Annotated in this window: 8 protein-coding genes, 1 tRNA gene, 1 other RNA gene and 1 pseudogene; 6 read left to right on the forward strand and 5 right to left on the reverse strand. The window is 76.2% G+C overall.

The features are described from left to right. Positions 1–29: 29 nt before the first annotated feature. The 4 genes from WAA21_RS06835 (at position 30) to WAA21_RS06850 (ending at position 7228) form a co-directional block, all read left to right on the forward strand. Positions 30–1709, forward strand: coding sequence for a RecQ family ATP-dependent DNA helicase (locus WAA21_RS06835; protein WP_336922026.1), 1680 nt, complete (start codon positions 30–32; stop codon positions 1707–1709). A 57-nt stretch (positions 1710–1766) separates the two neighbouring features. Further along, on the forward strand, positions 1767–2906 hold the full coding sequence (locus tag WAA21_RS06840) for an SLC13 family permease (RefSeq protein WP_336922027.1): 1140 nt from the start codon (positions 1767–1769) through the stop codon (positions 2904–2906). Positions 2907–3050: 144 nt separating this feature from the next. Continuing rightward, a complete protein-coding gene (locus tag WAA21_RS06845) occupies positions 3051–6695 on the forward strand; it encodes an indolepyruvate ferredoxin oxidoreductase family protein (protein ID WP_336922028.1) in 3645 nt (1214 codons plus the stop codon). Between the two features lie 62 nt (positions 6696–6757). Further along, positions 6758–7228: an Lrp/AsnC family transcriptional regulator gene (locus tag WAA21_RS06850; RefSeq protein WP_336922029.1), complete on the forward strand. Its 471-nt coding sequence runs from the start codon at positions 6758–6760 to the stop codon at positions 7226–7228. 15 nt (positions 7229–7243) lie between these two features. On the opposite strand, the gene WAA21_RS06855 is transcribed toward WAA21_RS06850, so the two are convergent. The 3 genes from WAA21_RS06855 to ffs all read right to left on the reverse strand — a co-directional run bounded on the left by WAA21_RS06855 (position 7244) and on the right by ffs (position 8446). Then, positions 7244–7981 carry a LytR C-terminal domain-containing protein gene (locus WAA21_RS06855; RefSeq protein WP_336922030.1) on the reverse strand — a complete coding sequence of 246 codons (738 nt, stop codon included), beginning with the start codon at positions 7979–7981 and terminating at the stop codon, positions 7244–7246. Positions 7982–7985: 4 nt separating this feature from the next. After that, the gene (locus tag WAA21_RS06860; protein ID WP_336922031.1) at positions 7986–8285 is read right to left on the reverse strand and encodes a type II toxin-antitoxin system VapB family antitoxin; all 300 of its coding nucleotides are present in this window, start codon (positions 8283–8285) and stop codon (positions 7986–7988) included. 64 nt (positions 8286–8349) lie between these two features. Continuing rightward, an RNA gene (ffs, locus tag WAA21_RS06865) (signal recognition particle sRNA small type) lies at positions 8350–8446 on the reverse strand. 95 nt (positions 8447–8541) lie between these two features. On the opposite strand from ffs, the gene WAA21_RS06870 reads away from it, so the two are divergent. Further along, positions 8542–8626 (forward strand) — tRNA-Ser (locus WAA21_RS06870). A 97-nt stretch (positions 8627–8723) separates the two neighbouring features. On the opposite strand, the gene WAA21_RS06875 is transcribed toward WAA21_RS06870, so the two are convergent. Continuing rightward, on the reverse strand, positions 8724–9170 hold the full coding sequence (locus WAA21_RS06875) for a pyridoxamine 5'-phosphate oxidase family protein (protein WP_336922037.1): 447 nt from the start codon (positions 9168–9170) through the stop codon (positions 8724–8726). Positions 9171–9215: 45 nt separating this feature from the next. Then, positions 9216–10118, reverse strand: a pseudogene (locus tag WAA21_RS06880) (cation diffusion facilitator family transporter); the annotation flags it as partial. A 100-nt stretch (positions 10119–10218) separates the two neighbouring features. Here WAA21_RS06880 and WAA21_RS06885 point away from each other — a divergent pair. After that, positions 10219–12371 (forward strand): DNA polymerase III subunit gamma and tau (locus WAA21_RS06885; RefSeq protein ID WP_336922032.1); only part of this gene is annotated, 2153 nt, incomplete at its 3' end.

Here is a 12371-nt window from a genome sequence, read left to right on the forward strand (position 1 = left end):
TCCGGCGGCGGATCGGGTATGCCGTCGCGGTGACCCCACCTGTGCGCCAGGGCGTGGCCCGGCACGACGCCGTCCGTTCGGTCCTCGGCGAGGACGCCCGCCTCCGTCCCGAGCAGGAGGAGGCCCTCGACGCCCTCCGCCACTCCGACGTGCTCCTCGTCGCGCGTTCCGGGCTCGGCAAGACCGCCGTCTACGACGTCGCCGGCCGGCTGCGCGACGGCCTGACGCTCGTGGTCAGCCCGACGCTGTCGCTGCAGCGGGACCAGGTCGAGGCGCTGCGCGCGACGGGCAACCGCGCCGACGCCGTCAGCTCCGCGCGCACCGCGGCGCAGCGCCGGCAGGCGCTGGAGGCGGCGGCGACCGGCGACCTCGACGTGCTCCTGCTCGCGCCGGAGCAGCTCGGCCGCGACGAGGTCGTCGACGCGCTCGGTGGCGCCGAGGTCGGGCTGCTCGTCGTCGACGAGGCGCACTGCGTGAGCGAGTGGGGGCACGACTTCCGCCCCGACTACCTCGCCGTAGCCGCGGCCCGCGAGCGCGTCGGCCGCCCCCGGACCCTCGCCATGACGGCGACGGCCTCGCCCCACGTGCGCGACGAGATCCGCCGGGCGCTGCGCGTCGAGGACGCGAGCGTCGTCGTGGGCGACGTCGACCGGCCCGAGATCTGGCTCGGCGGTCGCGAGGTCGCCGACGAGCGGTCCGCCGACGACGCGGTCGTCGACGAGGTCGCGACCGTCGAGGGCGCCGTGCTCGTGTACGCCCAGACCCGGCCGGAGGTCGAGCGGCTCGTCGAGCGGCTCGCCGACGTGCGACCCGACGTCCGCGGGTACCACGCGGGGCTGCGCGGCACCGAGCGGGCCGAGGTGCAGGACGCGTTCACCTCCGGCGAGCTCGACACGGTCGTCGCGACGAGCGCGTTCGGCATGGGCATCGACCGGCAGGACGTCCGTGCCGTCGTGCACGCGGGACCGTCGCCGTCGCTCGACGCCTACTACCAGGAGGTCGGCCGGGCCGGCCGGGACGGCGAGCCCGCCCGGGCGGTGCTCGTGCACCGGCAGGAGGACTTCGCCGTCGCCCGTCACCTGGGCTCCGGCAGCGGTCCGAAGCCGGGGACCCTCAAGGCCGTCGCGAAGGCGCTCGTGGAGGCGGGGCCGCTGGATCGGTCCGGCCTCGCCGGGACCGCCGACCTCGGCACCCGCACCGTCGCGCGGGCTCTCGGCGCGCTCGCGGGTGTGGGCGCCGTCGAGGAGGCCGCCGACGGCACCGTCCGGTGGGTCGCGGAGGCGTCCGTCCGCGCCGTCCTGCAGCAGGTCGCCGACGCGCGCGAGCGGCGCCGGGCCACCGAGCTGTCCCGGGTCGACCTCGTCCGCACGTACGCCGACACCCTCGACTGCCGCCGTCGCGTGCTGCTCGGCCTGCTCGGTGAGGAGCACCCCGAGCCGTGCGGCCGGTGCGACTCCTGCGACGCCGGGCGCAGCGAGACCGTCGAGGACGCGAGGTGGCACGTCGGCCAGCAGCTCGTCCACGACCGGTTCGGCGAGGGGACCGTCTCGCTCGTCGAGCCCGACCGCATCACCGTCCTGTTCGCCGAGCACGGGTACACGACGCTCGCGACGGCGCTGCTCGACGGCGACGAGTCGCCGGTCACCACCGCGCGCGAGGCGACGCCGGCGGCACCGGAGGGCCCCGAGCCGGAACCCGCCGCAGCCTGAGACGACCGGGGAGGGCTCCGGGCGGTGCGTCGCCGCGCGGCGTGGTTGCATCGGCCCGTGTGGCGCTGGCCCGCGCTGCTCGGAGCGCTCGCGCTCGCGACCGGCGTCATGCCCCTGCCGGAGGCGCGCGTCCTCGCCGAGCGGGTCGGGCCGGTCCTGCTCTTCCTCGTCGCCGTCACCGTCCTCGCGGAGGTCGCGGACCGCGTGGGCGCCTTCGACGTCGTCGCCCACCGGGTCGCGGTCCGCAGCCGCAGCCAGGTCGGGCTGTTCCTCGCGACGGCCGTGCTCGCCACCGCCGTCACCGCCGTGCTCAGCCTCGACACGACCGCGGTGCTGCTGACGCCGGTCGTCGTGGCGGTCGCGCGCCGCACGGGCGCTCCCGTCGTGCCCCACGCCGTCCTCGTGCTGTGGCTCGCGAACACCGCGAGCCTGCCGCTGCCGGTGTCGAACCTCACGAACCTGCTCGCCGCCGCGCGGTTCCGCGAGCTGGGAGCCGACCCGGTCCGCGTCATGGCCCTGCCCGCCGTGCTCACGGTCGTCGTGAGCGTCGGGCTCCTCCTCGCCGTCCACGCGCGACGGCTCCGCGCCCCGCTGTCCCCCTCGGGTGGCGCGGCGCCGGCGGCCGACCGCGTGCTGCTGGTCGGCACCGGACTGGCGTGCCTCGGCCTCGTCGTGGGCAGCGTCCTGGGTGTCGACCCGGCCGTCGTCGCCCCCGCCGTCACCGTCCCGCTCGTGGTGGTGGTGGTGCTGCGCGCCCCGCGGCTGCTGGACCGGGCCGTCCTGCCGTGGCGGCTCGTGCTGCTGGCGGCGGGGCTGTTCGTCGTCGTGCAGGTGGTGGTCGACCGCGGTCTCGGTGACCTGCTGGGCGCACTGGCCGGGACCACCGGGGACGCGCCCGCGGACCTGGCGCGGCTGGCGGCGGTGGCCGCGGTCGCGAGCAACGTCGTGAACAACCTGCCCGCCTACCTCGCGCTCGAGCCCGTCGCCGGCGACCCGGCCCGACTCGCCGCGCTCCTGGTCGGCACCGACGCCGGGCCCCTCGTGACGCCGTGGGCGTCGCTCGCGACGCTGCTGTGGTGGGACCGGTGCCGGGCACTCGGCGTCCGCGTGCCCGTCGGCCGGGTGGTCCTGCTCGGCGTGGTCGGCGTGCCGCTGGTGGTCGCCTCCGGCGTCCTGGGACTCGTGCTGACGACCTGAGGGTCGCCGAAGGACGTTCGGTGCTCCGCGCGGCGTTCCGACCGACGTGCGGCGCCCGGCGCATTAGCGGCCCGTTAGGAGGCGTGGCTTTGTGGTCCGGTCGCACGAGGTGCGATCCTGCGGTCACGTGACGAGGAGGTCGCCATGACGGACACCGCCGACACCCGCGACGTCGCGGGCGCCCGGGTGGACCCCGCCCCGCCCGAGCCCGAGCAGCAGCCCGCGGTCGTGCCCGCCGCCGGTGACTACCGGCTCGAGCACCGGTACACCAACGAGTCCGGCCGCGTGCTCATGAGCAGCATCCAGGCCCTGGCCCGGCTGCCCGTCGAGCAGCTGCGCCGCGACCGCGCGGCGGGGCTGCGCACCGCGGCGTTCCTGTCCGGCTACCCCGGCTCCCCGCTCGGCGGCTACGACCTCGAGGTCGCGCGCATGCTGCGCCTGCACGGCGAGGGCGCACCGGGCGCGGTCGACGGGGGGCTGCCGATCGTGCACCGCCCCGCCGTCAACGAGGAGCTCGGCGCCTCTGCCGTCATGGGGTCCCAGCTCGCGGCCTCACGGCCGGACGCGCGCTACGACGGCGTCGTCGGCATCTGGTACGGCAAGGCGCCGGGCCTCGACCGCGCCACCGACGCCATCCGCCACGGCGTGTTCGCCGGCACCGCGCAGCGCAGCGGTGTCGTCGCCCTCGTGGGCGACGACCCGGCGGCCAAGTCGAGCACGATGCCGTCGAGCTCCGACGCCGCGCTCGTCGACCTCCACATGCCGATCCTCTACCCGGGCACGCCCGCGGAGTGCCTCGAGCTCGGGCTGCACGCCGTGGCGATCTCGCGCGCCTGCGGGCTGTGGTCGGCGATGAAGGTCGTGACGCCCGTGGCCGACGCGGTCGGCACCGTCGACCTGCCCGCGCTGCGCAGCGAGCCCGTCATGCCCGACGGGTGGGACGCCGTCCAGCGGCACCCCTCGGCGGTGTTCCTCGGCTCCGCCCGCATGATCGCGGTGGAGAAGGAGTTCCGGACCGTCCGCGCCGACCTCGCCTACCGCTACGGCGTCCTCAACGGCCTCAACCGCATCGCCGTCGACCCCGCCGACGCGTGGATCGGCATCGTGTCGACCGGCTACACGTACTACGAGGTGCGGGAGGCGCTGCGCCGTCTGGGCCTGCACTCCGACGACGACGTCCGCCGCGCCGGCGTCCGCCTGCTCCAGCTGCGGATGCCCGTCCCCTTCGACCGCGACATGGTGCGCCGCTTCGCCGACGGGCTCGAGGAGATCGTCGTCGTCGAGGAGAAGAACCCGACGCTCGAGGGGATCGTCAAGGAGACCCTCTACGACACCGCGCACCGACCCCGCGTCGTCGGCAAGAAGGACGAGACCGGCGCCGAGCTCATCCACTCCTACGGCCTCATGGACGCCGACGCCATGGTCGACGCCCTGCGCGCCCGGTTGTCGCAGCGCCTCGCCGACCGCCTCGCCCCGCCGCCGCGCGAGCGCATCGAGGTGGGCGCGCTGCTGCCGCTGGCCACGCAGCGCACGCCGTTCTTCTGCTCCGGCTGCCCGCACAACTGGGGCACCAAGGTGCCGGACGGCACGCTCGTCGGCGCGGGCACCGGCTGCCACGGCATGAGCCTGCTCATGGACCCGGGCCTCGTCGGCGACACCTTCGGCATCACCGCGATGGGCAACGAGGGCGCGCACTGGATCGGCATGAGCCCCTTCGTCGACACCGAGCACGTCGTGCAGAACTTCGGCGACGGCACGTACTTCCACTCCGGCCAGCTCGCCGTGCAGGCCGCCGTCGGCGCGGGCACACGGATCACGTTCAAGATCCTCTACAACGACACCGTCGCTATGACGGGCGGGCAGGACGCGACCTTCGCCGTCGGCGTGCCGCAGCTCGCCACGACCCTGCTGCAGCTCGGCGTGAAGCGGGTCGTCGTGACCTCGCCCGACGCGCACGGCTACGACCGGACGGGCCTGCCGCGCGAGGTCGCCGTGCGCGACCGCGACGACATCGTGGCGGTGCAGACCGAGCTCGCCGCCGTCCACGGCGTCACCGTGCTCATCCACCACCAGCCGTGTGCCGCCGAGCTCCGGCGCGGCCGCAAGCGCGGGAAGGTCGAGACACCACCGACCCGCATCGCCATCAACCCCCGGATCTGCGAGGGCTGCGGCGACTGCGGGCAGGTGTCGAACTGCCTGAGCGTGCAGCCGCTCGACACCCCGCTCGGGCGCAGGACGCGCATCGACCAGGACAGCTGCAACCTCGACTTCTCCTGCGTCAAGGGCGACTGCCCGGCGTTCATGGAGGTCGACGTGTCCGCGGGGTCCGACGGGCGCGACCCGGGGGCCGGCTCGGCCGCGTCCTCTCGCCGTCGCGCCGCGACGGGCGAGCCGCCGTCCTGGGACCTGCCCGCGCCCGCGGCGACCGACGACCTCGACGTCGTCCGCGTCCGGTTGGCCGGGATCGGCGGCACGGGTGTCGTGACGACCGCGCAGGTGCTCGGCACCGCCGCGATGCTCGACGGCTGGGGCGTCCACGGGCTGGACCAGACCGGCCTGTCGCAGAAGGCCGGACCGGTCATCAGCGACGTCGTGCTCACCCGGGGCGAGGGTGTCTCGACCAACCTCATCGGTGCGGGGCAGACCTCGGTCCTGCTCGCCCTCGACGGGCTCGTCGGCGCGTCGGACCCCGTGCTCGCCGCGTGCGACCCGAGCGGCACGCGCGTCGTGCTGTCGACGACCCGCACGCCGACCGGACGCATGGTGAGCGACCCCGCCATCCCCTACCCGGCCGAGACCGACGTCGAGGAGCGGTTGCGGGCCGGGTCCCGAGAGGTCCTCGCCGCGGACGCGTCCCGCCTCGCACGGGCGCTCGTCGGCGACGCCGCCTACGCCAACGTCCTCGTGCTCGGCATCGCGCTGCAGGCCGGCGCGCTGCCGGTCGACCTCGCGCTGGTCGCGCGCGCGGTCGAGCTCAACGGCGTGGCGGTCGAGCGCAACCTCGCCGCGCTGGCGTGGGGCCGCGCGTGGGCCGCGGACCCTGCCCGGGTGGAGTCGGAGGCGCGTGCCCGGCGCACCGAGACGGGCGAGCTCATGACGGTGCCCGACCTGCCCACCTCCCTCACGCAGCGGGTGGCCGCGATCGGTCTCACGAGCGACGTCGAGGAGACGGTCCGCATGCTCGCGGCCGACCTCGTCGGCTACCAGGACGCGCGCTACGCCGGCCGGTTCCTGCGGACCGTCGAGCGGGTCGCCGCGGCCGAGCACGCCCTCGACGCGCTGCAGGTCCCCGACGCCGCGGCCGAGCGCCTGACCGAGACCGTCGCGCGCTCGCTGCACAAGCTCATGGCGTACAAGGACGAGTACGAGGTCGCGCGTCTCATGCTGCTCCCCGAGGGCGAGGCGGCGGCCGCCGAGGCCGGCGCCGGGCCACGGAGCTTCCTGCTGCACCCGCCGGTGCTCAAGGCGCTCGGCCGGCAGGGCAAGATCCGCTTCGACGAGCGGACCCGGCCGGCGTTCGCCGCGCTCGCGCGCGGCAAGCGGCTCCGCGGGACGCGGCTCGACCCCTTCGGCGCCACGCACATGCGGCGGACCGAGCGGGAGCTCGTCGGCGAGCTCGAACGGACCGTCGTCGCGCTCGTCCGGGGCCTCACGCCCGCCACGCACGCCCGCGCGGTCCACGTCGCCGGGCTGCCGGACGCCGTCCGCGGGTACGAGGAGCTCAAGCTGCGGCGGGTGGCGGAGTACCGGGCCGCCGTGCGGGAGGCCATGTCCGGCTACCTGGCCTGAGATCGCGGCCGGGAGCCCGCGGGCCGTGTGGTCGTCGGGTGCCAGCCGCTACCGTCCGTCGCGTGCCGTCGCCCCTCCCGCTCGACGACCTCGACCGGCTCGTGCTCGCCGAGCTGCAGCGCGACGCCCGGCAGACGAACCGCGCGCTCGCGGAGACGGCCGGCGTCGCCCCCTCGACCATGCTCGCCCGGGTGCGGCGGCTGGAGGAGGCGGGCGTCATCCGCGGCTACCACGCGGTCGTCGACCACCGCGCGGTCGGGCGGACGGTCCGGGCGGTCGTGAGCGTGCGGCTGCAGCCCAAGAGCCGCGAGGTCGTGCAGGCCTTCATCGACCACGTGTGGCGCCTGGAGGAGACGGTGGGGATCTCCCTCACCACCGGCACGCACGACGTGCTCGTCCACCTGTCCGCCGCGGACGTCACGAGCCTGGGCGAGCGCGTGCTGCAGGACATCGCGAGCTTCGACAACGTCGTGGAGGAGCACACGGCGCTCGTCCTCGACGAGCGGGCGAAGACGTCGGTCAGCGTGCTGTGACGCGCCCGCGGTCCCTCACGGGGCCGTGGACGCGGCGGGGGAGGGCTCCGCGGACGGCGCCGGGGGCGGGGCGGGCGTCCCGGCGCTGCCGTCGGCGCACGTGACGCGCGACGGCTGCGGCTCGGCGGCCGCCCGGACCACCTCCTCGCGGTCCGCGAGGCCGTCGAACGGCTCGCCCACCACGACGGTGACGACGTCGACGGTCGGGTCCGGCTCGAGGACCTCGTCGGTCAGGTGGGCGGCCACCGCGAGCGCGGCGCGCTCGGCCTCCGGCGGGTAGCGGACCCGCGCCGCCTCGGCCTCGCGGTCGGCGTTGCCGACCTCGACGAGGGTGAAGCCGCGGCCCTCCAGCTCGTCGGCGGTCCGGCCGGCGAGACCCGTGAGGGCCGTCCCGTTGAGGACGGTGACGGTCGTTCCCTCGGCGGAGGCGGCCGTCACGGACGCCGGCTCGCAGGCCGCCCCCGTCGGGAGACCGGTGGGCGAGTCGCCCGGCTCGCCGCCCGCGAGGCCCGTGAAGGGCAGCTCCCAGCGGCCCAGGACCGCGCCCGCGGCGACGACGCCCGTGCCGCCGACGACGGCGATGATGAGCAGCAGCACGACCGCGTGCCGCAGCGCGCGCCAGCGGCCACGGCGCCGGCGGAGACGGTCGGCGACCGCCTCGGGCGTGACCCACTCCTCGACCGGCTGCGGCACCCACAGCGGGTCGTCCCACCTGGGCTGCTCGGGCTCTGGTCGGCGACGACCGAACGCCACGCGCCTAGCCCTCGTGCACCAGGACGCGGGCGTGCACGACGGGGCGCTGGCCGAGCGCCGCCCGGACCGCGCGGTGCAGCCCGTCCTCCAGGTACAGCTCGCCGCGCCACTGCACGACGTGCGGGAAGAGGTCGCCGAAGAACGTCGAGTCCTCGTCGAGCAGCTGCTCGAGGTCCAGGGTGCGCTTGGTGGTCACGAGCTCCTCGAGGCGGACGGGTCGGGGAGGGATGTCGGCCCAGTCCTTGGCCGAGTAGCGCCCGTGGTCCGGGTACGGACGCAGGCTCCCCACCCGCTTGAAGATCACACGGGCAGGGTACGACGACTCGGCCGTGGACCGGGTGACGACGCGGCGTCACCGGCCCGGGGGACGGAAGGACCCCCCGTGCACCCGGCAGAGCCCACGTACCCTTGCTGCCTTCCGGCCCTGGGGGGGTTCGGCAGGGTGCCGCCACACGGGGGGTCGTCGACGAGGGTAGCAACGCCCGGGCCCGCCGCCGCACGCCCGCGGTCGTCGGGTCGGCCCGACGGAGCACCGTCCGGTCCCTAGTACCCTGTGCGGCGGAGGATTCGCCTAGCGGCCTATGGCGCACGCTTGGAAAGCGTGTTGGGTTAACGCCCTCGGGGGTTCAAATCCCCCATCCTCCGCCGATCAGGGGCTCGGGACCGTGAGGTCGCGAGCCCCTCGTCGCGTCCGGCCGGTCGACACCGTCCGTGCCGGCCCCAGGCCGGGCGCGCGAGCCGCTCAGCGCGCCCGCTCGAGGCGGAACCGGCGCCCGCTCACCGAGGCCCCGCCCACCGCGACCACGTGGGGCTTGTCCGTGCCGTGCCACGCCACGAGCCGTCCGGTCACCTCCGCGACGGTGGCGGGGTCCTCGACGAGCTCCGCGACGCCCGTGACGACGACGCTCCACGCCTCGTCGGTCCCGGCGTCCACGCCGTCGGCCTCGAAGGCGACGTCGCGGCCGACGCCGGCGAACAGCTTGGTCCCCGCGGCCGTGCGGAACAGCACGGCCGCTCGGCCCCCGACGTCGGCGACGAGGTGGTTCACGGGGAAGACCTCGGGTGCCGAGTCGACGACCACCGCCAGCCGGCCGTAGGGCGCGAGGCCGAGCAGCTCCCAGCACCGCTCACGGCTGATGTCCTCGGGCTCGCGGGAGTCGTCCACCCCGCCACCGTCCTGCGGCGCCACCGCCGGCGACAGGGACGGAGGTCCCGGGTCGCGGCGTTCCGCCCCGCGCAGGTCCGGCTCCAGGTAGATGACCCGCGCGATCGGCACGGCGGCCCGCACACGCTCCTCGGCGGCGTCGATCGCCCGCGCGACGTCCGCCCCCGTCGCGTTGCCGGCGACGGCGACCTTGGCGGCCACGAGGAGCTCCTCCGGCCCGAGGTGAAGCGTCCGCAGGTGGATGACCGAGAGCACGCCCGACCCCGGCAGTGCCCGCTCGACGGCCCGGACGTGCTCGGGCGACGCGCTCTCGCCCAGCAGCAGCGACGACATCTCCACCGCGAGGACGGCGGCGATGGAGACGAGCAGGAGGCCGATCATCGCCGTGCCGGCCGCGTCCCACCGCCCGTCGCCGGTCACGAGCGTGAGCCCGACCCCGACGAGGGCGAAGCCGAGGCCGATGAGCGCCCCGAAGTCCTCGAGCAGGACGACCGGCAGCTCGGGGGCCTTCGACGTCCGCACGAACTGGGGCCACGACCGGCGTCCGCGCACCCGGCCCGCCTCGCGGACGGCGGTGCGCAGGCTCGCGCCCTCCAGCGCCAGGGCGACGAGAAGCACCGCGACGGGTACCCAGCGCCAGCTCTCGATCGGCTCGGGCTCGCTGAACTTGTGCCAGGCCTCGTAGAGGGCGAAGAGGCCGCCCACGCTGAACAGCACGATGGCGACGACGAAGGCGTAGACGTACCGCGCCCGGCCGAAGCCGAACGGGTGCTGCGGTGTCGCGTCGCGCTCGGCCCGTCGGCCGCCGACCAGGAGCAGGACCTGGTTGCCCGAGTCCGCCACCGAGTGGACTCCCTCGGCGAGCATGGCCGAGGACCCGGTGAGGGCGTACGCGACGAACTTCGTGGCGGCGATCCCGAGGTTGGCGAGCAGGGCGGCCACCACCGCCTTCGCGCCCCCGCCCTCTGCCACGGTGCCTCCTCTGTGCCGACCCGACGGGGGGAGCCTCCACCGTCCACACCCCCTCCGCCAGACGCCGCGGGGTGTCCGTCCGCCGCCGTAGGGTGGAGCCATGGTGGACGGCGGGGTCAGGGGTCGGGGCCCGCTGCTCGCCCTCTACCGCCGCTACCGCCCGGACACCTTCGAGCAGGTCGTCGGCCAGGACCACGTCGTCACCCCGCTCACGACCGCGCTGGCCCGCGGCCGGGTCAACCACGCGTACCTGTTCTCGGGTCCGCGCGGCTGCGGCAAGACGACGAGCGCCCGGGTCCTCGCCCGCTCGCTCAACTGCGTCGACGGCCCGACCGCCACGCCGTGCGGGCAGTGCCCGAGCTGCGTCGACCTCGCCAACGGCGGACCCGGCAGCCTCGACGTCATCGAGATCGACGCCGCGAGCCACCGCGGCATCGACGACGCCCGCGACCTGCGGGACCGCGTGACCTTCGCGCCCGTCCGGGACCGCTACAAGGTCGTCATCATCGACGAGGCGCACCAGATCACCTCCGAGGGCTTCAACGCCCTGCTCAAGGTCGTGGAGGAGCCCCCGGAGCACGTCGTGTTCGTCTTCGCGACGACGGAGCCGGAGAAGGTGCTGGGCACGATCCGCTCCCGGACCCACCACTACCCGTTCCGCCTCGTGCCGCCGGCCCGCCTCGTGCAGCACCTGGAGGACGTGTGCCGCCGCGAGGGCGTGACGGTCGACCCGGCCGCGCTGTCGCTCGTGGTGCGCGCGGGCGCGGGCTCGGTCCGGGACTCCATGTCGGTGCTCGACCAGCTCATCGCCGGCGCCAGCGGCGACGGCCTCGACCTCGACCTCGCGACCGCCCTGCTCGGCTACGTGCCGGAGTCCTTGCTCGACGACCTCGTCGACGCGCTCGCCGCGGTCGACGGCGCCGCGGCCTTCGCCGCGGTCCACCACGCGGTCGAGGCCGGGCACGACCCGCGCCGGTACACCAACGAGCTGCTCGAGCGCCTGCGGACGCTCGTCATCGTGTCCCGCGTGGGCGACGCCGCCGCCGACGTGCTGCCCGAGGTGCCGCAGGACGCCTTCGAGCGGCTCCGGCACCAGGCCTCGCGCTTCGGCCACGCCGAGCTGTCCCGCGCGGCCGACGTGGTCGCCGCCTCGCTCGGGGAGATGGCGGGCGCCACCTCGCCGCGGTTGCTGCTGGAGCTGCTCGTCGCGCGCCTGCTGGTGGTCGGGGCCGACGCCGACGGCGGGGTGCGCACCCGCGTCGACCGCCTCGAGCGGCAGCTGTCCGCTCTCAGCGAGGGCGGAGCGGTCCTCGGCTCCGGCTCGCGGGACACCGCGCCCGCCGCGCCCACTGCGCCCGCCGCGCCCGCCGCGCCCGCCGCGCCCGCCGAGCCGACGAAGCGCCCCACCGCCGACCGGGTCACGCCGGGCCGTACCGCACCCGCCGACCGGCCCTCGACCCCCGGGCTCACGGACCGCCCTCCGGTCCCCGTCGGCGACGCACCCCGGAGCCAGGCACCCCCGGAGCAGGCACCCTCGGACCAGGCACCGACGCCCGTGCCGGGCCGCGCGGTGGACGCGGACCAGGCGGCGGCGCGCGTGCCGGACCGTGCGGCGGACGCGGACCGGGCAGCGCCGCCCGGGCCGGACCGTGGGGCGCACGCGGCCTCGCCGGTCGCTCCGTCGGGGTCAGGAGGACGGGGCGAGGCGGCGCGGCCGCCGGCCGACCGGCCCGCTCCGGCCTCCGGGCAGGCGACTCCGGGCGACCCGCCGGACGACGCGGGTGGCGCGGCACCGCCCGAGACGGGGGTCACCGTCGAGGTGGTCCGGCGCACCTGGGACCAGGTCGTCGACCGGCTGCGGACCATCCGGCGCCTCACCTGGACCCTCGTCAGCGAGAACGCGCAGGTCCTCGCCCTCGACGGCGCACGGCTCACGCTCGGCTTCCCGACCCAGGGCCTCGCGGACGCCTTCAACCAGCGCGGCCACAGCGGGTGCGTGCAGGAGGCGGTCCTCGACACGCTCGGTGTGGACCGCACCGTCGTGGGGGTCACCGGCGGTCGCGGCGCGCGGCAGCACGACGCGGTGCCCGCGGACGACCCCGCGTCCGCTTCGTCGGGCGAGGAGACCGCCGGCCCGCGTGGCCCGAGCGGTCCGGCGGAGCCCGCCGCGCCGGGCGCCGGGCCCGAGCTCGGGCCGGACGGCTGGCCGGTCGTCACCGGTCCGGCGGCCCGGCGGTCGGCCGCCCCCGCTGG

The sequence above is a fragment of the Aquipuribacter sp. SD81 genome (genome assembly GCF_037153975.1).
Lineage (GTDB): Bacteria > Actinomycetota > Actinomycetes > Actinomycetales > JBBAYJ01 > Aquipuribacter.

Coding starts and splice junctions, on each gene's coding strand:
- WAA21_RS06845 (WP_336922028.1), top strand. CDS start 3,051: ATGACGGACACCGCCGACACCCGCGACGTCGCGGGCGCCCGGGTGGAC.